Consider the following 26,428-nt stretch of genomic DNA (forward strand, 5'->3'; position numbering starts at 1 on the left):
CCTGGGTGCAACTTTTCCTGCGCCCGGGATTCTTTGTTTTAAAACAAAAGCCTATTATTACATCGCAGGCACCATTTCAATGAAAGTCGTTCAATTCACCATTCCCGTTTCCAAGGAGCACACCATTGTGGTGCAGGAAGATATTTTGCCGCATTATTACAATCATTTGCACCGGCACCGGGAAGTTCAGATTGAATGGGTGGTGGAAGGCTCCGGCATCCTCATCGCCGGGAATTATATGCAAAGGTTTGAGTCAGGCGAAGTCTACATTATCGGCGCCAATCAGTCGCATATTTTTAAAAACGACGAAGCCTATTTCAATCCCGAAGAAAAAAAACAGATCCACTCCGTTTCCATTTTTTTCAATCCAACGCAGCTGCACCAAAACATTCTGAGCCTGCCGGAAATGGCCAGCATCAGGAAATTTGTGGACGGCCTGCACAATGGTTACCAGATTCCGGAATCCGCATTGCCCATCGTCCAAAAAACGATTTCAGAATTAAAACAAAACAAAGACAGCATGCGGGTCGCGTCGTTCATTTCGCTCCTGCATTTGTTCTCCACCATCCGCGACATTAAACCACTGGCGACCAACAACAGCGAGCAAATCATTTCCGAAGTCGAAGGAATCCGCATGGACCAGATTTTCCAATATCTGGTCACCAATTACAAAAGGCACATTTCCCTCGCCGAAATCTCCGAAATCTCAAACCTCACGCCCCAGGCATTCTGCCGCTATTTCAAAAAACACACCGACAAAACCTTCATCAGCTTCCTCAACGAAGTCCGCGTCAACGAAGCCTGCAAAATTATCATTTCAGGGAAATTTGACAGCTTTTCGGATGTGAGTTACCAGACTGGGTTCGATAATGTGACTAACTTTAATAGGGTTTTCAAAAAGATTATGGGAAAGTCACCGAGGGAATTTCACAAGGATTTCCGCGAGCGGGTTGGGTGAGTTGGTTTTATTTCAAATAGCACCTATTTTGGAGCTTTGCATCACTTTTTGGTTTATCGGTTTTGGGAAAAATTAATGCTCCTTATTGGAAAATCTGGGTTGATACGGGTGGGACTTTTACGGATTGCCTGGCCATCGATTCAGAGGGAATTAAGACCAGATTGAAAGTTTTGAGTTCGGGCTGTGTACGAGGACGAATTGTTGGCAAAGTTGCTGACAACACATTTCAATATGCGGCTTCCTGGCCTTTTGAAGCCGGCTTGTTAAAAGGTTATACATTGCGCGTGCTTGAAAATGGGTTAATTAGCAAAGTCGTTTTAGTCGATTCTTTCAATCAGACATTCAAGCTGGAAAATGATCTTCCATTTTCCAAAAACACCGATTTTGAAATTTTCAGCGGTGAAGAAGCGCCGGTTCTCGCGGCAAGGCTATTGACCAAAACACGCCTGAGCGAAACATTGCCTGCGCTCGAAATGCGTCTGGGGACAACAAAAGGGACAAACGCATTACTTGAACGGAAAGGAGCCAAGACACTTTTAGTGGTTACCAAAAGTTTTAAAGACCTGCTTTACATTGGCAACCAACAACGCCCTTCCCTTTTTCAACTAGACATTCCCGAACCAAGGGTGCTTTATTCGGAAGTTTTGGAAGTTGATGAGCGATTGGACGCTTCTGGAAATGTGATTCACGATTTGCATGTTGCAGATTTAACAACATTAACATCTTCGGAAAATGCAGATTCCATTGCTATTTCCCTGCTTCACTCCTATCAAAACAATGCACATGAGCTTTTGGTAGAAAGGGCTTTTTGTGATGGTGGAGCAAAATACGTTTCCGTTTCGTCCAAACTTTTCCCGTTCTCGCATTATCTCCGCCGCACGCAAACTGCCGTAGTGAACGCTTATCTCTATCCTGTTTTAGATCAATATTTGACTAATATTAAAAATTCGCTGGGCGGCAGTCCGCTGGGGGAATGCAGCCTGAAAGTAATGACAAGCACAGGCAGCCTTTCGGAAGTCAATGGCTTCCGCGCGAAAGACAGCTTACTGAGCGGTCCGGCGGGCGGAATGGTGGCGGCGGCAAATGCTGGCAAACGGCTTGGATTTCCCAAAACCATCACCTTTGATATGGGCGGGACGAGCACCGATACGGCGCTCATTGATGGCCGGCCGGAACTGAAATACGTTACGGAAATTGACGGCATAGAATTCCATAACCCAACATTGGCGATTGAAACCGTTGCTGCGGGAGGCGGATCTATTTGCTGGTTTGATGGTTTTTCACTGCAAGTAGGGCCGGAAAGTGCCGGCGCTTCGCCTGGACCTGCGTGTTATGGAGCCGGTGGGCCGCTTACGATTACGGATGTGAATTTGCTTTTGGGGAAATTGGATGCCTCTAAATTTGGGATTCCGGTTCGGGCTGACGCTGCAATGGATGCACTAATCGCTTTGCAAAACAACATTAAAACGCAAACTGGAAACTCACTTTCATTTCAAGAGCTGTTGTCTGGCTTGGAAAGCATTGCCAATGAGAAAATGGCTGATGCGATCCGTAAAATCTCTGTTGAAAAAGGCATTAATCCTGCTGATTTTGCGCTCATCACTTTTGGCGGCGCGGGTGGTTTGCACAGTTGCCAGCTGGCCGATTTACTGGATATAAAAACGGTCATTATTCCTTACGACGCGGGACTTTTCAGTGCCGTGGGAATGGGCGAGGCGCTGATCAGCACCATTGTTTCAAAACAAATCCTGCTGCCATGGCGAGTAGCGGAGGATAAAATTGAACATTGGAAAAATGAGCTTTTGCAAGAAGGCGCTGAAAAACTACAAAATCAAGCTGTTAATGTGTTTGAGACTGCATTTTGCTATGTTTATCTCCGGTTTGCAGGACAGGAAAATACGATCGAAGTCAATTACGACGGCGCTGAAACGTTAAGCGCTTTTAAAAAACTTTACACTGCACAATTTGGCTATTATCCTGCAAACCTGACGGTTGAATTAGAAAGTTTGAAACTGATGGTTCAGGAAAGAGCTGCTCCTATTGTGCCGGAAACGATCATTAAGGACGGACTTCCAGCAAATGCATTAAGAACCATTAAACCACTATTTCAGACTGACTTGTCCAAGTCTGAATTAATTAAAACTAAAAACTTTGATTCTGAGAACGCTGCGAACCTTTTCGAATGGGACCAGCTTGATGCGGGCGACCAAATCATTGGCCCGGCAATCCTATTGAACAGCACTTCCACCGCTTACATTCCGAATGGCTGGAAACTAATTATTCAAAACAGCAAAGACGCGGTTGCTTTCAAGACTTCCGAAATGCAGGTTAAAGCCGAAAAGCAAAGCGAAGAAATTGCATTGCAGCTTTTTACCAACCGTTTCAAATCCATTGCGGATGAAATGGGCGTCCAGTTGCAGCGGACTGCCTTTTCGGTGAATGTAAAGGAGCGGCTGGATTTTTCGTGTGCATTGCTCGATCAGAATGGCGAATTGCTGGTGAATGCGCAGCATATCCCGGTGCATTTGGGCAGCATGGGCATTTGCGGACGGTTAGTAAAGAAGGCGATTGAGATTGGTCCAGGGGATGTGGTCATTACAAATCATCCAAAATACGGCGGCTCGCATTTGCCTGACATTACATTAATTTCGGGCATTTTTACGGCTGAAAGAGAATGCGTTGGTTACGTTATCAACCGCGCGCACCATGCGGAAGTGGGAGGAAAAACGCCGGGCTCTATGCCGCCGGATGCGACTTGTCTGGCCGAGGAAGGCGTCATTATTCTGCCTCAATACTTGATTAAAAAAAATGTATTTCAATGGGACGCCATTCGCAGCCTGTTCACCGAAGGCCCCTTTCCTACCCGGCATTTCTTGTCCAATGAGGCCGACATTATCGCCGCATTATCTGCATTAAGGAAAGGCAGCGAGCAGATGTTGAAATTGGTGGATTTGCATGGATTGGAAACGGTGCGGAAATACATGACGCTTTTAAAGAAAAACGCAGTTGCACAACTTGAAACAGCATTAATGTCTCTTCACGGCCAAACTTTTGAAGCAACGGAGCTTTTGGATGATGGTCATAAAATCCAGGTCGTGGTTTCTATCGCTCGTGAAAAACAGGTTTTTGATTTCACAGGAACTTCAAAAGTCCATCCTAACAACCTCAATGCAAATATTTCGATCTTGTACAGTGCGATTTTATATGTGTTAAGGTTATTGGTAAACAAAGAAATCCCACTAAATGATGGCTTGATGAAGAATGTGGACATTATCCTGCCCGAAAATAGTTTTCTGCATCCTGACTTTTCTGACGACCCTTTTGAATGTCCGGCTGTGGTCGGCGGCAACACGGAAGTGAGCCAGCGGTTGGTGGATACATTGCTCAAAGCATTTGGATTGGCGGCGTGTAGCCAGGGGACGATGAATAATTTCCTTTTCGGCGACGAGCAATTTGGCTATTATGAAACCATAGGCGGCGGAACAGGCGCAGGTCCGGGCTTTCATGGCCGGTCTGCCGTGCACCAGCACATGACCAACACACGCATTACCGATCCTGAGCAGTTGGAACGCAAATATCCGGTGCGCTTATTGGAATTCGGCATCCGAAAAAATTCAGGTGGAAAAGGAACATTCAACGGCGGCGATGGCATTGTGCGGAAATTCGAATTTCTGAAACCATTGCAAGTGACCTTAATGGGACAACACAGAAAATATGCACCTTATGGATTGAATGGCGGAGAGGATGGAAAGTGCGGCGCGCACACATTGATTAGTGGAGACGAAACATCCTTACTACACGGAATTTGCAGTTTGAAAGCGAAGGAAGGCGATATTCTGGTTATCGAAACGCCAGGCGGCGGCGGATTTGGTTAAAAATGATATAAAAATGGCAAGCAACAAGTCCTCCAAAGCATTACTAGGCGCTGCATTCCTGATGGCAACCTCGGCAGTTGGACCGGGTTTTCTGACGCAAACAACCGTTTTTACCCAGCAACTTGCCACCAGCTTCGGCTTTATCATTCTACTGACGGTCATCATTGACCTTTGTGCGCAATTTAACATTTGGCAAATTATCACCGTTTCGGGAAAACGAGCGCAAGAGCTGGCGAATGAATTGTTTCCCGGACTGGGTTATATGCTGGCTTTTCTGATCGTGATTGGCGGTTTTGCATTTAACATTGGCAATGTTGCCGGGGCTGGTTTAGGCTTGGAGGCCATGACCGGAATGAATGTGAAAGTCGGGGCAGTTTTGAGCGCGGCGATTGCGATTGGAATTTTTCTATTCAAAGAAGCTGGAAAAGTAATGGACATTTTCAGTCGTGTGCTGGGCATGCTCATGATTATTTTGATCTTATACATTGCCTTCACCTCGCACCCGCCGCTCGTTTCCGCATTGCATCACACCATTTTACCCGAAAAATTTGACGCGATGGCGGCTGTGACATTGGTCGGCGGGACAGTTGGCGGATACATTTCATTTGCAGGCGCGCACCGGTTGCTGGATAGCGGGATCAGCGGGGAGGCTTCATTGTCGCAAGTGAATCGGAGTGCTGCGACAGGCATTTTAATCACGACCGTCATTCGTTATTTGCTATTTCTTGCAGCATTGGGTGTCGTTTTATCCGGTGCCACCATAAATCCCGAAAATCCAACCGCTTCCATTTTCGAACAAGCCGCAGGATCGGCGGGACGGCAGATTTTCGGTTTGGTAATTTGGAGCGCAGCCATTACTTCCGTAGTCGGCGCGGCTTACACGTCGATTTCTTTCGTCCGTTCATTTCATCCGTTTTTGGAAAAATATCATTCTGCATTGACCATTACTTTCATTGCCATTTCCACCGCCGTGTTTGCAATGATTGGTAAACCCGTGAAAGTGCTGGTCTTTGTGGGCACGTTGAATGGTTTTGTGCTGCCAGTAGCGTTGGCTACTTTACTGATTGCAAGCGGGAAATCGCGGCTAATGGGCACTTACAAACATTCGCGCATCTTACTCGTGATGGGCTGGCTCGTTGTTGCGGTCATGGCGGTATTGGGATTTGGAATCTATTAACCTAGCGAATCAGAATGTGCACCATTGTTTATTCTAAACTTCTGCACATATCCAGAATTAAATCCTCTGTTTTAACCTAAAAGCAAAATCTAAGACTGAAATAAGTTAATATCGGTAAAAAAGGCGCTAATTATAACGAAGTTTATTGCTTGCCGGAAAGGTAATTTTACCCATACGAAATTGAAGATAATCTCTCTTAGTATGGCGCAAAATTCCAGTCAAAAGCATCGTTTGCTGACGCTCTTTGCCGGCTCGCTGATCACAATGTTTTCCCAAAAAAGCATTGCCCAGCAATCCGCATTGCCTCCTTATCATCCCGATGCTTCCGAAATCAGTGCATCTTACAAGCACATGGAATTGATGGATTCTGTGACCAAAGGGACGATTTTGAAGGCAACGATCCAGCCCACATGGCAATCGGACGGAAATTCTTTTTGGTACAGAAACGTGTTGAAAGACAGCCTTACGGAATATGTTTTTGTAAATCCAACGACAGGTAAAAAGACGAGTCCACTAGACAAGAAAGAACTGGCAAACGCAATTTCAAAAACGCTGGATTCAACATTGTCAGCCGATAAATTGTTGCTTAGCGAGATTTATTCAGACCCTAAAAATCAAACCTTATTTGTACAAACAACAGGCAAATGGTTCGCATTTAATACAAAAACCAAAACAGCTAAAAAGCTTGACAAACTGCTTATCGAACGCCCGAAAGAAATAGGCTGGACGCGGGCGAGAAGTCGATGGAGACCGTTCCGGGCGGACAGCACTTCGCCGGATAAAAAGCTTACCGCTGTCATCCGAAACGGCAATATTTTTTTAGAGAAAAAAGAAGAAAAAAATGCCCAACAGCTCACATTTGAAGGAAATCCGCTGAAACCTTTTGGCGAACTCAGCTGGTCGCCGGATGGAAAATACATTGTTGCTTACCGGATTACGCCGCATGAAGAACGGCAGATCAGCATCATTATGTCGTCTTTGCCGAACACGACGCGCGGCGAGGTGAAAACGCGTGGCTATGCGCAGCCAGGAGATGAATTTACGTCTTATGAAATGTTTGTGGTGAATGTCGAGACAAAGGCATTGACCAAAGTCAAATCGGACATGATCGACTTTTTCGAGGCGCCGGTGATTCGTTGGCGGCATGGGGATAACACGCATTTTACTTACGAAAAAGTGGATCGCGGGCACCAGCGTTTCCGGGTGATTGATGTGAATGCGGCGACGGGTGAAACGCGGAATCTGATTGACGAAAAAACGGAGACATTTATTTACCAAAACCTGATTTACACGCATTACCAGCCCGAAAAACACGAAATCATCTGGTCATCGGAAAAAGACGGCTGGCGGCATTTATATCTGGTGGATGAGCTTTCAGGAAAGATCAAAAATCCGATTACCAAAGGCAACTGGGTGGTTCGTGACATTGACAGCATTGACACACAAAAACGCGAAGTGTGGTTCCGCGCGAGCGGCATGAATGCGGATGAAGACCCTTATCACATTCATTATTACAGAATCAAATTCGACGGCAGCGGACTCGTAAAACTGACGGATCATGCGAAAGCAACGCACCAACTCACTTTTTCACCCGACCGCACTTACTACATTGACACTTACTCAACGATGATGAGCCCGCCGGTTTCTGAGCTGCGGAAAACGGTGGACGGCTCATTGGTTACCAAACTCGAAGAGGCCGACATTTCACAATATCTGGCATTGGGCTTCCAGTTACCCGAGATTTTCAAGGCCAAAGGACGCGATGGCGAAACGGATATCTGGGGCATTGTTTACCGGCCAAGCAAGTTTGATCCAACTAAAAAATACCCGATCATCGAGAACATTTACGCCGGTCCACACGATTCGTTTGTTCCCAAAGCATTCCGTTCTTACGGCGAAATGCAGAGCATGGCCGAGCTTGGATTTATTGTGGTGCAGATGGATGGAATGGGCACGGCCAACCGCTCGAAAGCTTTTCATGATGTATGTTGGAAAAACCTCGCCGATGCCGGTTTTCCCGACCGCATTGCCTGGATGAAAGCATTGGCCTCAAAATACGCTTACATTGATTCGACCCGCGTGGGCATTTACGGCACGTCCGCGGGCGGGCAAAATTCACTCGGCGCATTGCTTTTCCACCCCGGATTTTACGACGCAGCTGTTTCGGCCTGCGGATGCCATGACAACCGCGTGGATAAGCAATGGTGGAATGAACAATGGATGGGTTACCCCGTCGGCAAGCATTACGACGAACAATCCAACATTACCAACGCCGCAAAATTGCAGGGCGACTTGCTGCTGATCGTGGGTGAAGCGGATACGAATGTGCCACCCGAATCGACTTACCGCGTTGCGGATGCATTAATCAAATCGAATAAGGATTTTGAATTGCTGGTGGTGCCGGGCATGGGCCACAGCGACGGCGGGACTTACGGACGAAGGAAAAAAAGAGACTTTTTTGTGAATAAGCTATTGGGCGTAACGCCTCCGAATAGGAATAAAACAGACCTAACACCACAGTAAAAATATAATCATAAGTCTGCCGGTTTAATACATCAGGTTGCAGAATAGCAACCCATGGGAGACGTATATCCAAGGTCGTTACAAAAATCACCATCTAACTTTTGACACATGAATAAACAATTATCCAGACTTATTCAGGAAGTGGCCTGTTACCTGCTTTGCAGTGTCGCCATGCTGCTCGTCCTGCCAGGAAATGTACAGGCAGCCGATCGCCAGATTACCGGAACAGTGGTTTCAGCGGAAGATAAAAATCCGCTGCCGGGTGTGACCATTATTGTGAAAGGAAATAATACGATGGGAACTGCGACAGACACCGAAGGAAAATTCAAAATGACTGTTCCTGAGGACGCAACGCTGATTTTGAGCTACATTGGTTATACAAGCCAGGAGTTGGTTGTGGGAACTCAGAGCGATTTTACCATTGAAATGGCTTCGGACCAAAAACAGCTTTCGGAGGTGGTCGTAATCGGTTATGGAACGCAGAAAAAAGGCGACATTACCAGTTCGGTCGCGAGCATTAAGCGGGAGGATTTTGTGAAAGGAACCGTGCGCGATGCCGCGCAATTGATTCAGGGGAAAGTGGCCGGTTTGCGCATAACAACGCCCAGCGGCTCGCCTACTTCCAACACACAGATTAACCTTAGAGGAATCAACTCCATCAACGGAACTTCAAACCCGTTGATTTTAATCGACGGAATTCCCGGCAACTTGAACACGGTTGCGCCGGAAGACATTGAATCTGTGGACGTTTTGAAAGACGGTTCTGCGGCTGCGATTTATGGAACACGTGCAACCGGCGGCGTAATTCTGATCACCACGCGTAAAAACCGTGGTAACAATTCGCGCTCAACGGTGGAATATTCGAATTACGTAAACATTCAAACCATTGCACGCAGACCAGACCTGCTTACCGGCGACGATTATCGTCAGAAAATTAGTGAAGGCATTGATTACACGGATTACGGTGGCAACACAGATTGGCTGAAAGAGATTATGCAAAAGCCTGTCAGCCACAACCATAACCTGACATTCTTCGGCGGAAACAGCACGACCAACTTCACCGGTTCTGTAAATTACAGAAACTGGGAAGGGATCTTTTTGAGATCAGGACAAAGCCGTTTCACCGGCCGCGCCGATCTTAATCATGCGATGTTCAATAATAAATTAAAAACCAATATTCAGATCATTAACCGCATTACCTCGTCCAATGGAGCGGTTTCGCCGGATAATAATGATGCACTTTATGGCTATGCTTACCGCCAGGCGATGATCCGCAACCCGACGGACAATGTCAGAACCGAAACGGGCGCCTGGCAGGAAAGGGACGGGTATTTTTATGAAAACCCGGTTTCGTTGTTAAACGAATCCAATTATGAGGCCAAATTCAAAGAGATGCGGATGAGTGGAAGTCTGGACTATGCGCCGATTGCTGATCTGAATTTCAAATTATTGGTTTCCAATGTACAAAACAGCAATCTGGCAGGCGGTTCCACTACATTCCTGCATACCGCAACGCGTCTTAACAACCAAAATGCAACGGCATTCAGGAACACAAATGCGAACAACGAAAACCTGCTGGAATTCACAGGAAATTATGCCAAATCATTTGGCAAACACCGTTTTACATTGCTCGGCGGATACAGTTGGCAGGACGCAACGTATGAAGCTTTTGATGCAAGCAACTGGGATTTTCCAACGGACGCTTATGATTGGAACAACCTTGGCGCCGGTGGTGCATTGCAAAAAGGACAAGCTGCCATGTCAAGCACAAAAAACAAATGGCAGTTGGCCGGATTTTTTGGTCGCTTGACTTACAGTTTGGACGAGAAATATCTGTTTATGGCCAGCGTGCGTCGCGAAGGTTCTTCCAGATTTGGGATTAACAACCAATGGGGAACGTTTCCTGCCGCTTCGGTGGGGTGGAGAATCAGCAAAGAACGCTTTATGGAAGGGCTTACGGGCGTTTCTGAGATCAAGCTTCGTGCTGGGATTGGTGTAACCGGGACTATTGCGAGTGATCCTTATTTGTCTCAGATCAGCTACAATTTTACCCGGACCGAAGGTGCATTCATTGGCGGAAAATGGGTTCCTGGCTTCGTCCCAGCGCGTAACTTCAACCCGGATCTGCGTTGGGAAAAAAAGGAAGAGGTTAATGCGGGTGTAGATTTTGGTTTCCTGAAAAACAGGATCAATGGTTCGGTTGATTTTTACAGCCGCAAGGTGAAAGATCTGCTTTACGATTTCCCAGTTCCGGTTCCTCCTTACCTGATCGGTTCTATGCTGATCAACGCCGGAACCATGAAGAATGAGGGTATGGAAGTGCTTTTGAACATTGTACCGGTTCAAACGGCCAACCTGCAATGGAATACTGGCTTTACTTATTCGACAAACCGGAACAAACTGGTGAGTCTTTCCAATGATCAGTTTCAGGCAGCAAACGACTTTTTTGACGATGGTTACACGGGCGAGCCGATCCAGGTTTCCACGCACCGCGTAAAAGTGGGCGAGCCTATCGGACGGTTCTTTGTTTGGAAAAGTGTAGGTGTTGATGAAAATGGCGCTTGGTTAGTTGAAAACAAAGATGGTGAAGTGATTCCTATTGCCAATGCGACGCCGGAAGACCGCCAGTATTACGGAAATGGTATTCCAAAACACAATGTAGGCTGGAACAACTCGGTTCGTTACAAAAACTTTGACCTGGCTGTAAACATGCGCGGCGCATTCGGATTCGACATTCTGAACTTCCAAAGCATGTTTTATAATAACCCAAGAAACAAGGCTTACAACATGCTCAAAACAGCTTATGATCCAATCGACGGCAAAGTGTTGAACAATGAGCTTGTATATGTTTCCAATTACATTGAAAAAGGCGATTATTGGAAGATCGACAATGTTACGTTTGGCTACACGCTTCCTAACCTCAAAGGCTTGAAAAATGCCCGGATTTTTGTTTCCGGCCTTAACCTGGCGACCATCACCGGCTACACCGGCGTTGACCCGGAAGGCGTTGACATGACCGGCTTCTTCCCAGGAAGTGACCAGCGCGACAAATATCCTACAACCCGGACATTCACAGCAGGCCTTAGTGTAACATTCTGATCCACAGCAAACTTTTGAAACAATGATTAATAAAAGTAAAATATACATCGTCCTCGCATCCATGATGGGTGCGGCCACGCTCTACTCCTGCACGGACCTGGAAGAACAGGTTTATTCAGAGGTTTTATCGAGCACTTATCAGCCAACCGAAAAGGACATTCCAGCGATTATAGCGCCTGTTTATTCGTCTCTTCGGGGGTTAATGTTAGGCTGGCAGGGCTATTTTGATTTGCAGGAAGAAGCAGCCGACGCCATCGTTACGCCCGTTCGCCCGAATGGCTGGGATGACGGCGGAACGTATCGCCGGATGCACCAGCACACGTGGACTTCCTTGCAATGGCAACCTGAAAACGCATGGCAAAGCTCATTCCGCAGCATTACAACAGCAAACAGGGTTTTATCTCAAATCGCAGAAGGTGAAATTCCTTTGACGACGGGAAAAGTGGAATTGGAAGCTGAGTTGAGAGCAGTGCGGGCATTGGCTTACTATCTTTTGCTCGATAACCACGGCAATGTGCCTATCGTCACCGATTTCAAAGACATTAATTTACCAAAACAAAACACGCGCAAAGAGGTGTATGATTTTGTGGTAAAAGAATTGCTGGAAGTGATGCCAAACCTGAGCGAAAACGCATCCACAACTTACGGTCAGCTTAACCGTTGGGGTGCAAAAGCACTTTTGGCAAAAATATATTTGAACGCGCAAGTGTACACCGGAACGCCTGAATGGGAAAAAGCCATTGCACAGGCTGATGATGTGATTAAAAGCGGCAAATACGTGCTGGACGCTAATTATTCAGACGTTTTCACCTGGACCAATTTCAATTCCAAAGAGATCATTTTCGCAATCCCTTACGATGAAATTTACGGAACCGGCAACCAGATCCACATGAAAACGCTCGATCCATTGAGCCGCACCGTGTATCCGATGAACGCCGGTCCATGGGGCGGAAACTGCGCCGTGCCGCAATTTATCGACACTTACGACGCCGAAGACAGCCGTCTGGCCGACACCTGGATTATGGGCCCACAGAAAAACGCAACAACCGGAGCCGTGGTTATCACTTATTCCAGAACAGTCCCAGGCATCGATAAAACCGCCTCAACCGACGGTTACCGCATTGGAAAATATAAAATCAAACCCAACGCAACCGGCAGTTTGGACAACGACTTCCCATTGCTCCGCTATGCCGACGTCATGATGATCAAAGCCGAAGCACTTCTCCGCACCGGCAAAGCCGCCGACGCAGCAACCATCGTAACGGAAGTTCGCAAACGCGCATTTAAAACCAATTCTGCAAAAGCCACTGTAACAGCCGCAGACCTCGCAAAAGGCAGTCGCTATAACTACGGTTACCAGGCCACAAACGGCACCATCACAGAGCGCCAAGGCGGAGACGATATCAAGTTCGGCCGCTTCCTGGACGAGCTAGGCTGGGAATTCGCAGCCGAAGCACACCGTCGCCAAGATTTGATACGGTTTGGTGTATACGAAACCAAAAAATGGTTCAACCACCGTCCGCAAGCGCAGCAACGGGCGTTGTTTCCAATTCCGCAAACAGAGTTGGACAAAAACACAAACCTGAAACAGAATCCAGGATATTAAGAACGAATTTAACAAGGTTAGGTAATAAGTTCCTGCTCCCGGCAATGTTGGTGAGCAGGATTTTTTTGTATTTCGTATTTTTATTTACACCTTTGTAACAGCCTGTTATGCATGAAGGTCGGCTCCACGCCGTTGAAGGGTATCCTTCTTAGTGCACTTACGGGCTTTTTTTATGGGATAAAATTTAACTTCGAAAGCTTGTTTTTGCGGCCATAATAGTTTCCTGCTCTCCCATCTTCAAGCCGATATTTATCAAAATCATACAGATCTATTACCAAGCCGATTTGATCGCTGATATAATCGTAGTAGCGCGTTTCACCTTTTTCGAAAACCCGCTGTATTGCCCAGCAGAAGTAGTCTGCAATATTAAGCAACGGCTCCGTTGTCGGTTGCTGGACATTGAAAACCACCCGGCAGTCATTCGACTTGTCCGGAGTTTTTGTTTTTGACCGTTCGACTGATTTGTCCAATCCTTTTTGCAGGTTAGCATGTGTCGTACATTGCGATCGATGTGCAATGTTCAGCACCAGGCTATCATATTTATTAAGTTTGTTTTTAAGCAAATGAGACATTAAATCGGCGTAAAACTCCGCTTCCTTACCATTATGTTTGCTTTGATAAAGGTTATATATTTTTCTTGCTATAATGGCCTCAAAACTACAATCAACGCTTTTGATCAAGTCAAACGCCATTTTCCTAACTTCCGGAATATCATCTTTCGCATGAATATAAAATCCCATCTTATCTTTCCTTTTTTGAATGCTGGGAATTCCAGTGAAGTAAGGATCATGGGCGATTTTGGATTGCAAATCGACGACTTTTTGCCTTGTAACGTCCAAGGGTTCGTTTATCTTCAGCATTCCAAGGATAAAGCATTTCGAAACGCCATCGTTACCAACAATTGGCGTGTTACCCTTGCCATAGAAAGTTGTATCACCAGCTTCGTCCAGAAAACGGTGATGATGGAAAAGAGGTAATTTCTTTGTAGTCATTATGATTTTTATAGTGTGTTAAATAAATAGACGTTTCAAATAAGTAAATTAAAATCATTCATCAAAACGATCTTTTGATATAAACAAAAACAGCCGAAAGTCGATCGCTGACGGCCGAAAGCCAAAACATTATGTTCTCAACAGACACTTACAAACAACGCCGCCGGATCTTAAAACAGAAAGTAGGGAGCGGTTTAATTCTTTTTCTCGGCAATGATGAATCCGGGATGAATTATCGGGATAATGTTTATCCATTTCGTCAGGACAGCACTTTTTTATATTATTTCGGGCTGGATACGGCTTCGATTCATGCGGTTATTGACATTGACAATGATCAGGAAATCATTTTCGGCGACGAACTGACGATTGATGACATTGTCTGGACGGGTTACCAGGAGCCGCTTGTTGAAAAAGCTGCCAAAGTGGGTGTTAACCAGGTGAAACCGCTTTCGGCGCTCGCTGGATATCTTCGGGATATTCAAAGCAGGAAACAGGAAGTGCATTTTTTACCCCCTTACCGCGCTGAGCATAATCTGAAATTGCAGGAATGGCTGCAAGTTTCACCGGCCGAAGCGCCGCAACGAGCATCCGTGAAGCTGATCAAAGCCGTCGTTTCCATGCGTTCTTACAAGTCATCGGAGGAGATCGCCGAAATCGAAAAAGCCGTCAACACTTCCATTGACATGCATTTGGATTTCATGCGCACAACCCGCCCGGGCATGACGGAAAAAGCCATTGCAGGAAAGTTACAAAGCATTGCCATCGCGCAAGGCGGCGACATTTCATACCCGATCATTCTGACAGTCAACGGAGAAACATTGCACACGCACGCCCGTGATCGCGTTATAAAGGACGGCGAAATGGCATTATGCGACGCCGGTGCCGAAACCGCCATGCGTTACTGCGGCGACCTGACCCGCACCATTCCGGCCGGAAAGCAGTTCAACAGCATTCAGAAAGAAATGTATGAGATAGTGCTTAATGCACAAGTTTCAGCCATTGAAGCGTGCAAACCAGGTGTTTTATTCAAAGATGTGCATGCATTAGCCTCCACAAAATTACTGGAAGGTCTAAAATCAGTAGGCATCATCAAAGGCGATCCGCAGGAAGCACTCGCAAATGACGTTCACACGCTTTTCTTCCAATGCGGCCTCGGCCACATGATGGGCCTGGACGTCCACGACATGGAAAACCTCGGCGAACAATACGTAGGCTACTCCGACGACCTCATCAAAGGCACCGCCTTCGGCTGGAAATCCCTCCGCCTAGGCCGGGCATTGGAACCAGGCTTTGTGCTAACCGTCGAGCCTGGTTTGTATTTTATCCCAACATTAATTGATCGCTGGAAGGCGGAAAATAAACTTTCCCAGTTTATTGATTATGGGAAATTGGAGCAGTTTAGGAATTTTACGGGGATTAGGGTGGAGGATAATTTGGTGATTACAGAAGATGGGAATCGGGTATTGGGGAAGGAATTGGTGAAGGATGTGGTGGGGATTGAGGCGTTGCGGGGGTGAGTAACAAAGCTATAATAATTCCAGAAATCTTATAGCTTTGCGGAATAAGTTAACACACTATTATTGAAACACAACATTAATGAACCAACCAAAATATCTCTGTCGATCAGGGAAGTCATTTTTTGTTTTTAAGTTTACAAGTAAAGGATCGAAAGGATTAGTAGAAAAAATTGTCGAATACACTGAAACTGATTTTGAGAATATTTACAATCTCGGTTTTGGTGATTATGACCAAGTTACTGATTCCATGAATGATCTTTCCATAACCGATAATGGAGACAGCAGCAAAGTATTAGCCACGGTGGCATCAACCGTTTATACTTTTACAGATGAATATCCGTCTGCCGCAATTTTGTTCACCGGAAGTACCCCCGCTAGAACAAGGCTATACAGGATGGCGATCACCATAAATTTGGCGGAGATTTCTCAGGATTTCGTTATATTTGGTTTTAATAGTGAACAAAACTGGGAGCACTTCATTGTTGATAAATCATATAGTGCTTTTTTAGTAACAAAGAGAGAAAACATCTACACATTATGAAAACACATGAAGTAAACAAGTCGAAAAGACCGGCTATAATCATAGACGATTCGCTGGAAAAGTTTAAGGGAAGAAACCTCTTTCCTGAAAAACTCAAAAAAGCAAATGAAATTTTGGCACAGGCAGGAGTGCCTGATTTCAATAAATTAAAGAAATAATCAATACCAAAAAGAAAAGACGCATCCTCAAATGCGTCTTTTCTTTTGAGCCTAGCCCAAGCGTTTGAAGTCTTTCCCATAATCCCCAATCTCTTTCAACAATCGGGTAATCACTTCACTCGTATCCAGCGCAAGCAACGCGTACTTGCGACTAAGATTCCATTCATCAGTTGGGCGGAGATAATGTCGGAGCATTTCATTATGCATCCGTTCGATTTCAATTAGGTCTACATCCTGATTCAGATAGTTACCGAGCAGCTCCTCGGCTGCGTTTTGGCGGCTTTCTTGACATTGTTTTGTGTGCATCTTACTCGTTATTGGACGTTTTGTGCAGCAAAAAACGGTGCCGCACTTGCCGTTGTCCAACCCGAGTAAGGCAATGGTGTTCAAACCATTACGGTAGTTACGACACCGTTCATTGGTGTACGCAGCATTATATAGCATCGTAAGTGCCGACGAATGTTGACGACGCATATTACAGCTTACTCGGGAAATTGGACGCTGTAAACTTAGTGGGTTTGTTGGAAAAAGCAAAAGTGAATACAACTTCAAGGAATATTCATTGTAATTCTTAGCTTTGCTAAAATTCAAGAACACACTATAAATGAAGCATAACAAATACATTAGTCGCGCAAACGACTCATTTTTACTCTATCAATTTACCAGCGAAGGCACAAAGGGTTCGGTTAGAAAACAAGTGATTTACTCTGCTACTAGTGCTGAGAATATTTACAATCTTGCATTTGGTGATTATGATCCACTAACCAAGACGATTGATGATTTTTCCATTACTGATAATGGAGACAGCTTTAAAGTGCTGGCTACTGTTGCTTCGACCGTAATAACTTTTACGGAGCGTTACCCCAAAGCGTGGATTTTAGTAATGGGAAGCACGCCATCCAGAACTCGATTATATAGAATGGGGATCACCAATAACTTAGCCGAGATTTCTGAGGATTTTGCTATATTTGGATATAATTGCGAACGACAATGGGTGCGATTTGCAATTGGTGAAGGATATGACGCATTTTTAATAACAAAAAAAGAAAACGGACACACATCATGAAAACAAACGAATCGACAAAGTCAAAGACTCCAACAATTGTTGTAGACAAGAGCCTAAATGATCTTCAAGGGATAAATTTTTTTCCAGAAAGATTGAAGCAGGCGAATGAGTTTTTAAAAAAAGCCGGCTTGCCTGATCTTAGTAAGCTGAAATAACATAATGCGGCTGACTATCAAGAAATAGCAATCAATAATTTCCTCAGCAAAAATCTTGAAGGATTATCGTCCCACGCCTGCCGCTGCCTTGGCTTTAGGCAGTTCTTTTCTTGGAATCTTCTGGTTAAGCTGCGCCGTGTTGTAAACGAAGGTTGCAACCACCACGGCCATTTGCTTCAAATCATCCATAACCAATCGCTCGTAAGTGTCCACGTTCGTATGGTGCGTGCGGGAGCCGTATTCGATTCCATCTTGAATGAACTGAAAACCAGGCAATCCCAATACATCAAATGCAAGGTGATCGGTGCCTCCGGTGTTTCGGGATGTGATCGTGGGATGATCTATGATGTCGTTGAATGGAGCAAACCATTTTTCGAAAAGCGCGCGCGGGCCTTCGTTTCCTTGCAGGTAAATGCCGCGGATGCGGCCTGTGCCATTATCAATGTTATAATATGCGGAAAGCTTTTCATGCGCCGGCAACAGTTTCATGGTTTCGTAGTCACCAAAAGTGTTTTTGGTATAATTCCGCGAGCCATGCAAGCCCTGTTCCTCGCCCGACCAAAGTGCAATGCGAATGGTTCTTCTTGGTTTCAAGCCGGATGCTTGCAAAATTCTCACCGCTTCCAACATCACCGTGCAACCGGCTGCATTATCCGTTGCGCCCGTGGCGCTGTGCCAGGAATCGAGGTGGCCGCCTAGCATTACGATCTCGTCTTTTAGCTTGGGATCGGTACCAGGGATTTCGGCGATTACGTTGCCTGTGGTGAGTTTTTTGTTGAAGAATGAAGTTTGTGATTCGGCTTCCAACGTTACCGGGATGCCGCTTTCGATGAGTCGGGCTACGAGTCCGGCGTGCTCCGGAGCCATTTCGAATGCGGGACCGGCTATGGGTGCGTCACCTTTGTAGGATGCGCCGTTGCTGGTGAAGAATGTGCCATGCTTGCCTGCTCTGCCTGCCAATTCCAGACTGATTTTCTGTGCCTTCATTGTGCTGTCGACGCGGCTGCGGAAACTGCGCATGGTGCGCATCCGTTCGGCTTGTTCGGGTGTAAAATTGCTTTGGCCAAATGGCTGCGAATTCGTCATTTTGTCCAAATCCTCCGTTGTGTAACGCACAGCATCAGGCTTGAATGTCGGGTCAGTGTCGGCGGGGCCTTTCACCAAAACGATTTTTCCTGTCAGCTTTCCGTCTGCATATTTTTTGAGGTCTTCTTCATTTTGAATGTTCACAACCACCACTTCGCCTTTGATCGGCCCTGCCGTTCCGGAAGTCCAGGCTTTTGGAATGGCGATAAAGGGCATGTAATAAGGCTTGGTCATGGCCAAATAGCTTTTTTCAACCTGCCAGCCTTTTCCAAATTCACCCCAATCTTCAATGCGCGAATTTTGCAAACCCCACTTTTTCAGCTCACTTACCGACCATTCTGCGGCTCTTTGGAAGCCGGGTGAGTTGGTTAGGCGTGGGCCGGAAACGTCTGTTAGCTGATGGGCGATTTCTTTCACCTTGGAATTCTCCATTCCTTCCTTACGGATTTTGGCGAGGGCGGCTTGTTCGATCTCCTGCGCCAGCAGAAGCCCTGGACAAAACAGGAGTGAGTAAAAGATCTTTTTCATAGGAGAAGATATTTTTCTATTCAATTTCTATCAAAGAAGATTCTTTATGCTTTGATCTCTTTTCTTGCAATCAGATAGTAAACTGGAATGCCCAGCAGCACAATGATCAGCCCAGGCCATGTGTATTCTGGTTTGTAAATGATCAGCAAAACACAGAAGGCAACGCCCATGATGATATAAATGATCGGCAAAAATGGATAGCCAAATGCTTTATAAGGCCTTTCCGCATCCGGTCTTTTTTTCCTTAGAATAAAAATCCCAACAATGGTCAGCATATAAAACACAACTACCACAAATGAGATCATATCCAGGAGATTACCATACTTTCCGCTCAATGCCCAGAGTGACGCAATGACACATTGAATCCAAAGCCCAAATTCGGGAACAGAATTCTTGTTAAGCTGCCCTACTTTGCTAAAAAACAGACCGTCTTTGGCCATAGAATAATAAACCCGCGCGCCTGACATGATCAATCCGTTGTTACAGCCAAATGTTGAAATCATGATCATCACCGCGATAATGATCGTTCCAGAATTGCCAAAAATTACTTGTGAAGCGCTTACCGCAACGCGATCTTTATCAGCAGCCGCAATTTCCTGCAAAGACAACACGCCGGTGTACATAACATTGGTTAGCAAATAAATCACCGTCACAATGATGGTTCCTAATGCAAGGCTGAGTCCAATGTTACGCTGTGGATTTTTGATTTCTCCTGCGATGAAAGTTACATTATTCCAGGAATCGCTACTGAAAATAGAGCCGACCATGGATGCAGCGATGGCGCCGAAAGCGGCGATTGTGGTGTAAGAGGCAATACTCCCGTCGACATTCAGTTTATGCATATCCCACATGGTCGCTGAGTCCCAGTTGGCAGCCCAGATCTCCGGTTTCATGAAAATTAAACCAAAAACGATCAAGCCTAGCAAGCTTAATAACTTGGTGAGCGTGAATGTGGTCTGGATAATTTTGCCGCTGTTGACGCCGCGTGTATTGATGAACGTTAACAGCACAATGACGACAATGGACAATAACTGGGCGGGGGTTATTTGTAAAAAACCGAGATCTAGTGCGACAATGTCTTCGCTGAATTGCGGCAATAAATAGGCTGTGAATTTAGCAAAAGCCACGGCCACGGCGGCAATGGTAGCGGTTTGAATTACGGTGAAAAAACTCCAACCATATAGAAAGCTGATCAGTGGATTATAGGCTTCTTTGAGATAAATATACTGGCCGCCGGCTTTGGGAAACATGGCGCTCAGCTCGCCGTAACTCAATGCGGCCGTGAGCGTCATAAAACCGGTGATGAGCCAAACGAACATGAGCCAGCCGACGCTTCCGGTGTTTCGTGTAATGTCCGCGCTTACAATGAAAATGCCCGATCCGATCATACTGCCGGCAACGAGCATGGTTGCGTCTACGAGACCTAATGTGGGTTTAAATGCGGTTTTTTCCGGGACAGGTTCTACAGACATACAAAGGTTTAGGTTTAAACTTGGCAGAAGTTTCGACTCTTAAAGTACGCTTTTATTTGAAACTATAAAATTTCCACTTTGTTTTAAAGTCACGCATTACAGGCTGATTGATCAATGTGGCCCTTACCATTTCAATGGGCATATTATTTTCCTTCATGATGGCATCGTGGAAATCCTTGTATGTCATTTTTCCACTGTCGACCAGTTCATTTTTCAGGCTCAGGATCTGCAAGCCGCCGATGAGATAGGCCACCTGGTAAAGCGGACTGTAACTGCCTTCGAATGACCGGCGTACTTCGCCTTCCGCATTAGCGCGTTCGTGACCAACCCTATCCACCAGAAAATCAATGCATTGCTGCGGGCCCCACTTGCCTAAATGATAATTGAGCGAAAAAATAATCCGCGCACAACGGTGCATCCGCCAGAACAACATCCCGATCCGCTCCTCGGGTGTTTTGGCAAAACCTTTGTCATACAACAACAATTCCCAATAAAGCGACCAGCCCTCCGTCCAAAACGGCGTCCTGAATTCGCTGCGGTAAGCCTTGTAACGGCTGTTCATATAGTATTGCAAATGATGCCCCGGCACAAGCTCGTGATGCACAGTCGCCCTTGAAAAATAAGGGTTGTTGCCACGCATGCTCATGAGCTTATCCTCATGCTGCATGGTGTTGGTGGGATAGGAAATGATAATGTCGCGGCCACCCAAGAAGAATGGGTTAATGAGCTGACGTTCAGGCGTCATCATCTGCATTCCCCAGGTTTCGTCGGCGATTTCGGGATAGTCGAGCAGGTTGTTGGCAGTGATGAAAGTTTTTGCGTCGTCGTAGAGTTTCAGGATCAATTCGGGCTGCGTTCCGGCTTTTACATAACTGTTTTTGACCTTTTCTTGTGCCTTTTTCCAATCATTTCCAAAGCCCATTTCCTGTGAAGCTTTCAGCAATTCCTTGTCGCACCATGCAAATTCTTTGTTGGCCAAATCAATCAGTTCATCCGGCGTGTAACTGATCATTTCTGCGTCCAGCTGCCGGATTAGCTCATCACGGCCGATGGGAACGCCTTTGATTCCGCTGTTATCGTCTTTCTGGGTTGTGGTCAGCTTGCCTTTGCTTTTGATGGCTTTGGCATAAGCGGTTAATGCGCTGTCTAATGCGTGGTACGGTTCAGGAACCCACCATGAAAACATGGGGTCGTATCCTTTATAAAACTCATAAGTGCTTTTTAATCTGGATTTCAAGCCACTTACCGCCTCTTCGCCGCGTTCTGCGAGTGGCATTTCAATGCTTTCTATTTTCTTGAATGCGTCTGAGGCTGTTTTTACTTCTTTCAAAATATCATTCAGTAGACCTGCAACTGCTTGTCCATCAACGGTTGCACCGCGGCGGCGGCCTTTTTCTAATGCATAAATTTTATCGGCAAAGGGGAAATGTGTCTTTACAGCATTGTATTCTTTTTCTTCTTTGATTAATGTTAATAAATCGTCCTCAATGCTCCGTTTGAGCAAAATATAATCCACTTTTCCATAAATGCTCATGGCATCAAAATCGAGCTTGGCTAATTTTTCAAGATAATTTTGATCCACTTCCCGGAGGCGCTTGCGCTGTTCAGGTGCATTCAAAACACTGATAGGCGCTCCAAAACCGCCTCTTCCACGTTCCATAGGCGAGTAAAAGGAGCGGATTGCACGCGAGTCCTGTCCATATTGAATGATGAGTCCGGCTGTTTCGCTGGTTTGTTCGTAGAGGTTGAATTTGCTTTGGGCAAATGTTTTTGGAAGAAAAAAAGTGGCGCTTATCAAGAAAATAACGCACAAGAAAATGCGATGGTTGAAGTGGTTCATCCAGGTCTGATTAAGGTTTAGAAAAGCTATTCAAACAAAAAACCCGGATCATTCCGGGTTAATTATATCGTTCAGGATTGTAAAGTTTGATATCCGCCGACAATGCAGACTCGTTGGCTAGCTCCGCCACCATCTTGCCCGTGGCAGGTCCGAGGCTGATGCCCATCATGCCATGACCGCCGGCGACGATCAGGTTTTTCAATTTTTTGCTATAACCCAGATAAGGCAGCCCATCCGGAGAACATGGACGGAAACCATACCAAATCCGCTCTTTGGCCGGAACACTCACATTCAGTTCAGGATAATAATTGGGAATGGAGTTCACAATGCCCTCCACGCGGTTCATATTAATGTTGTCATTCACGGCTGCGAGTTCCATTGTCCCGCCGAATCGAACTTTACCATTCATTGGCGTAACGGCGACGCGGGCTTCAATCAGCAATGCGGGATGTTCAATTTTATGCTCCGAATTAGGCTCCATGAACGAATAACCTTTTCCAGGCATGACTGGAATGGATAATCCTGCCAACTTGGAAAGTTCAGGAAGCCAGGTTCCGCCGGTCATGATAACGAGGTCGCCTTCCACTGTTTTGGTTTCAGTTTGAACGCCTTTTATTTCTCCGTTTTTTATATCAAAACCTTTAACCTTTGCATTTAAGATTACTTCCGCGCCTTGTGATTTGATGTATTTCAAAAGCTGCGAAAACAATGCAGTGGGATATAAATGTGCATCGCAATGATAATGCACTGCGCCTATTACATCCAATTGAATGTTCGGTTCAATGGCTTGAACTTGCTCCTTAGTCAGCATTTCAATGTCCAAACCCAGTTTCTGGCCGTCTCTAGCAACGTGGATTTCTTCTTCTCCGGCTTTCTCCGTTTTGTAAAGCATGAGAATGCCTTTTTCTTCCAGACCAAAATCAAAACCATCTTCTTTGTCCAGATCTTCGTAAAGCTGCTTGCTAAGCAAATGATAGTCTCGCAAATAAGGCGCGGCACGTTCTACATTCGCAGGCGTGGCGCTTTTCATGAATTTCAAACCCCAGGAAATCAGTGACCAGTCGAGCGAAGGTTTTACATAAAAAGGGCTTCGGCTGTCGAACATCCATTTGATGCCTTTGGAAATCATGCCGGGAGCCGCCAGCGGAATAAAATGACTTGGAACGATCATTCCAGCATTACCTTGTGAACAATTGTCCGCCAGATCGCCCTTATCAATCAACGTCACTTTCCATCCGCTTTTAAGCAAATAATAAGCCGAAGTCAACCCCATAATCCCGCCGCCAATGATGGTGGCTTTTCCCTTGTTCGTCACGTTCATATTTTGTAAAGCTCCCTAAATCACCTGAAATCCAAATGCATATGGATCTTCCTCGTCGTCGATAATGATTGTATTGTAACCCGTCACCACCGCCCAGCCTTCGATGCCTGGAATAATGGCAGGCTTGTCTCCTATCGTTACTTCGTCCTCAACGGATCCTGTGAATTTGGATCCGATAATACTTTCGTGAATGAACTGATCGCCTTTTTTGAGCTTTCCCTTAGCATGCCATTGCGCCATCCGGGCCGAAGTTCCGGTTCCGCAGGGTGATCTGTCAATAGCTTTATCTCCGTAGAAAACTGCATTGCGGGCTGTTGAAGTCTCGTCCAGAACCGCACCGGCCCATAGAAAGTGGCTCAATCCGTTGATGTGCTCGTTTTCAGGATGGACAAACTTGTATTTTTCGTTCATCCGCGTGCGGCAAACGCGGCTCCAACTGATCAGCTGATCAGCTGTGTAATGCTCGATTCCTTTGAAATTTTCCTGCGGGTCCACAATGGCGTAAAAGTTGCCGCCATAGGAAACATCCACCTTCAATGTGCCCAGTTCAGGACACTCCACTTCGAGGTTCTCGGCTGCTAAAAATGATTTTATATTGATCAGTTTAACAGATTTCACTCTTTTGCCTTCCTGCACATATTCCACCAAAACCAGTCCGGCAGGCGTTTCGAGGCGCAGTTTTCCTGGGATTTTGGGGGTTACCAAACCTTCCTGAATCGCTATGGTGACAGTTCCAATGGTTCCGTGACCGCACATCGGGAGGCAGCCGCTGGTTTCAATGTAGAGCACGCCAATGTCGTTCGCGGGATCGACGGGCGGATATAAAATGCTTCCGCTCATCATGTCGTGCCCGCGCGGCTCGAACATTAATCCTTTTCTGATCCAGTCAAATTCTTTCAAAAAGTGAAGCCTGCGCTCCATCATGCTATTGCCCTGCAAAAGCGGGCCGCCACCGGCCACCACACGAACGGGATTCCCGCAAGTGTGCGCGTCGATGCAGAAAAACGTTTTTCTCATTACAAAGCCTCCTTCGTTAGCTCGTTATTAACCGTCCGCCAGATGCCGAGCGGATTGGCATTTTTCAATTCTTCGGGTAAAAATTCGTCCGGCCAGTTCTGGAAACTCATCGGCCGCACAAAACGCTTGATCGCGTCCGAGCCAACCGAAGTAAACTGGCTGTTGCTCGACGATGGGAATGGCCCGCCGTGGTGCATGGATTTACAAACTTCGACGCCCGTCGGGAAATTATTAAATAAAATACGGCCACATTTGTCGGTTACCAAGCCGATTAGTTCTTCGTTTTCAGCGAGGTCTTCGTTGCTTGCAAGCAATGTGGCTGTTAACTGTCCGTGCAGTTTTCCACCGACAGAAATCACTTCATCAATGCTTTCACACTTGATAATCAACGCAAACGGACCGAAAACCTCTTCCTGCAGAGCATCATTTTTCAGGAATGTTTGCGCATTCACCGTTGCAACCGTTGCGCCGCCTTGTCCTTCCAAAACTTCGGTTTCAGTAACGGCAAGGATTTCAACGCCGGGCTGCGTGGTTAACTTTTGGCTTCCTTTAATATAGCTTTCTGCAATGCCGACATGAAGCATATGCGCCGGAGCGATTTTTACAATTTCTTCTTGCAAGGCATTCTCGAAAGTGTCCAAGGCAGGGCTTTCAATGGCAATGACAATGCCGGGATTTGTGCAAAATTGACCTACGCCTAATGTTAGCGAGCCAGCATATTGTTTTGCCAATTCAGCAGCAGATGCTTCCAATTTTTTTGGTAATAAAAACACAGGATTAACACTGCCCATTTCAGCAAAAACCGGAATTGGATTTGGTCTTTTTCCCGCAATCTCAGCCAATGCAGTTCCAGCATGGTAAGAACCGGTAAAACCAACGGCCTTAATGATCGGATGGCTTACCAAAAATTGCGACTCCTCATTGGTTTCGAAATAAACGTGTGAAAAAGTGCCTTCCGGAAAACCGCTTTTGCTAACCCCGCGACTGATGGCATCGGCCATGATCTGCGAAGTTTCGGGATGGCCGGGATGTGCTTTTACCACAACCGGGCAGCCTGCCGCAATGGCGCTGGCTGTGTCGCCGCCTGCTGTTGAGAATGCGAATGGGAAATTGCTTGCGCCGAAAACGGCAACGGGTCCTAATGCAATGCTTGTTTTGCGAATATCCGGCTTAGGAGGCGTCCTTTCGGCATTTGCTGTGTCGATGCTGGCATCCAGCGGAGCGCCTTTTTCCAATGCTTCTGCATAGCTTCTCCATTGGAAAATCGTCCGTGCTTTTTCGCCGGTTAAGCGTGCTTCGGGCAAGTTGGATTCTGCTTTGGCCGTTGCAATGAGTTCAGGCCCAATGGCTTCGATCTCATCCGCAATGGTCCGCATCAGCGCAACACGCTTTTGAATTGAATATTTTTTCATGATCACAAAAGCCTCGAGAGACTTTTGCAATATGGCTTCCAGTTGTTCTTTTGAAGTTGTCATGGTTGGTTAGGATAATTTCTGT

General features: G+C 46.1%; 19 protein-coding genes. 11 read left to right on the forward strand and 8 right to left on the reverse strand.

The features are described 5' to 3' along the window. Positions 1-79: 79 nt before the first annotated feature. From NFI81_RS16840 to NFI81_RS16865, 6 genes are all read left to right on the forward strand, one after another. Positions 80-958, forward strand: coding sequence for an AraC family transcriptional regulator (locus tag NFI81_RS16840; RefSeq protein ID WP_234611310.1), 879 nt, complete (start codon positions 80-82; stop codon positions 956-958). Positions 959-1,020: 62 nt separating this feature from the next. Beyond that, complete coding sequence (locus tag NFI81_RS16845; RefSeq protein WP_234611309.1) at positions 1,021-4,833, forward strand: hydantoinase B/oxoprolinase family protein; 3,813 nt, start codon at positions 1,021-1,023, stop codon at positions 4,831-4,833. A gap of 13 nt (positions 4,834-4,846) precedes the next feature. After that, the gene (locus tag NFI81_RS16850) at positions 4,847-6,010 is read left to right on the forward strand and encodes an NRAMP family divalent metal transporter (RefSeq protein WP_234611308.1); all 1,164 of its coding nucleotides are present in this window, start codon (positions 4,847-4,849) and stop codon (positions 6,008-6,010) included. 201 nt (positions 6,011-6,211) lie between these two features. Continuing rightward, on the forward strand, positions 6,212-8,533 hold the full coding sequence (locus NFI81_RS16855) for a S9 family peptidase (RefSeq protein WP_234611307.1): 2,322 nt from the start codon (positions 6,212-6,214) through the stop codon (positions 8,531-8,533). Positions 8,534-8,641: 108 nt separating this feature from the next. Further along, the gene (locus NFI81_RS16860; RefSeq protein WP_234611306.1) at positions 8,642-11,632 is read left to right on the forward strand and encodes a SusC/RagA family TonB-linked outer membrane protein; all 2,991 of its coding nucleotides are present in this window, start codon (positions 8,642-8,644) and stop codon (positions 11,630-11,632) included. A 22-nt stretch (positions 11,633-11,654) separates the two neighbouring features. Further along, a complete protein-coding gene (locus NFI81_RS16865) occupies positions 11,655-13,238 on the forward strand; it encodes a RagB/SusD family nutrient uptake outer membrane protein (protein ID WP_234611305.1) in 1,584 nt (527 codons plus the stop codon). 170 nt (positions 13,239-13,408) lie between these two features. Here the strand turns inward: NFI81_RS16865 and NFI81_RS16870 are convergent, their stop codons facing one another. Further along, positions 13,409-14,230 (reverse strand): DUF3800 domain-containing protein, encoded by an 822-nt coding sequence (locus tag NFI81_RS16870; RefSeq protein WP_234611304.1) that lies wholly within the window; start codon positions 14,228-14,230, stop codon positions 13,409-13,411. Between the two features lie 131 nt (positions 14,231-14,361). Here NFI81_RS16870 and NFI81_RS16875 point away from each other — a divergent pair, with 131 nt between their 5' ends. The 3 genes from NFI81_RS16875 to NFI81_RS16885 all read left to right on the forward strand — a co-directional run bounded on the left by NFI81_RS16875 (position 14,362) and on the right by NFI81_RS16885 (position 16,446). Beyond that, on the forward strand, positions 14,362-15,747 hold the full coding sequence (locus NFI81_RS16875; protein ID WP_234611303.1) for an aminopeptidase P family protein: 1,386 nt from the start codon (positions 14,362-14,364) through the stop codon (positions 15,745-15,747). 79 nt (positions 15,748-15,826) lie between these two features. Next, positions 15,827-16,288 carry a DUF6934 family protein gene (locus NFI81_RS16880; protein ID WP_234611302.1) on the forward strand — a complete coding sequence of 154 codons (462 nt, stop codon included), beginning with the start codon at positions 15,827-15,829 and terminating at the stop codon, positions 16,286-16,288. Continuing rightward, positions 16,285-16,446, forward strand: coding sequence for a hypothetical protein (locus tag NFI81_RS16885; RefSeq protein ID WP_234611301.1), 162 nt, complete (start codon positions 16,285-16,287; stop codon positions 16,444-16,446). Before NFI81_RS16880 ends, NFI81_RS16885 begins: the two co-directional genes overlap by 4 nt. 51 nt (positions 16,447-16,497) lie before the next feature. Here the strand turns inward: NFI81_RS16885 and NFI81_RS16890 are convergent, their stop codons facing one another. After that, positions 16,498-16,752: a hypothetical protein gene (locus NFI81_RS16890; protein WP_234611300.1), complete on the reverse strand. Its 255-nt coding sequence runs from the start codon at positions 16,750-16,752 to the stop codon at positions 16,498-16,500. 298 nt (positions 16,753-17,050) lie between these two features. Here NFI81_RS16890 and NFI81_RS16895 point away from each other — a divergent pair, with 298 nt between their 5' ends. Together NFI81_RS16895 and NFI81_RS16900 are read left to right on the forward strand one after the other, a co-directional pair. Then, positions 17,051-17,512 carry a DUF6934 family protein gene (locus NFI81_RS16895; protein WP_234611299.1) on the forward strand — a complete coding sequence of 154 codons (462 nt, stop codon included), beginning with the start codon at positions 17,051-17,053 and terminating at the stop codon, positions 17,510-17,512. Further along, positions 17,509-17,667, forward strand: a complete 159-nt coding sequence (locus NFI81_RS16900; protein ID WP_234611298.1) for a hypothetical protein — start codon at positions 17,509-17,511, stop codon at positions 17,665-17,667. The genes NFI81_RS16895 and NFI81_RS16900 overlap by 4 nt, the downstream gene beginning before the upstream one ends. A gap of 63 nt (positions 17,668-17,730) precedes the next feature. On the opposite strand, the gene NFI81_RS16905 is transcribed toward NFI81_RS16900, so the two are convergent. From NFI81_RS16905 to NFI81_RS16930, 6 genes are read right to left on the reverse strand one after another with little or no spacing between them, the layout of a single operon-like run. Further along, positions 17,731-19,281 carry a M20/M25/M40 family metallo-hydrolase gene (locus NFI81_RS16905; protein WP_234611297.1) on the reverse strand — a complete coding sequence of 517 codons (1,551 nt, stop codon included), beginning with the start codon at positions 19,279-19,281 and terminating at the stop codon, positions 17,731-17,733. Between the two features lie 44 nt (positions 19,282-19,325). Further along, complete coding sequence (locus NFI81_RS16910; RefSeq protein WP_234611296.1) at positions 19,326-20,753, reverse strand: APC family permease; 1,428 nt, start codon at positions 20,751-20,753, stop codon at positions 19,326-19,328. A gap of 52 nt (positions 20,754-20,805) precedes the next feature. Further along, complete coding sequence (locus NFI81_RS16915) at positions 20,806-22,593, reverse strand: DUF885 family protein (protein ID WP_234611295.1); 1,788 nt, start codon at positions 22,591-22,593, stop codon at positions 20,806-20,808. Between the two features lie 58 nt (positions 22,594-22,651). Then, on the reverse strand, positions 22,652-23,914 hold the full coding sequence (locus NFI81_RS16920) for an NAD(P)/FAD-dependent oxidoreductase (protein WP_234611294.1): 1,263 nt from the start codon (positions 23,912-23,914) through the stop codon (positions 22,652-22,654). A 15-nt stretch (positions 23,915-23,929) separates the two neighbouring features. After that, on the reverse strand, positions 23,930-24,931 hold the full coding sequence (locus NFI81_RS16925; RefSeq protein ID WP_234611293.1) for a 4-hydroxyproline epimerase: 1,002 nt from the start codon (positions 24,929-24,931) through the stop codon (positions 23,930-23,932). Further along, entirely contained in the window at positions 24,931-26,406 is a 1,476-nt protein-coding gene (locus tag NFI81_RS16930) for an aldehyde dehydrogenase (NADP(+)) (RefSeq protein WP_234611292.1), read from the reverse strand. The genes NFI81_RS16925 and NFI81_RS16930 overlap by 1 nt, the downstream gene beginning before the upstream one ends. Between the last annotated feature and the right edge of the window lie 22 nt (positions 26,407-26,428).

It is taken from the genome of Dyadobacter fanqingshengii (assembly GCF_023822005.2).
Classification (GTDB): domain Bacteria; phylum Bacteroidota; class Bacteroidia; order Cytophagales; family Spirosomataceae; genus Dyadobacter; species Dyadobacter fanqingshengii.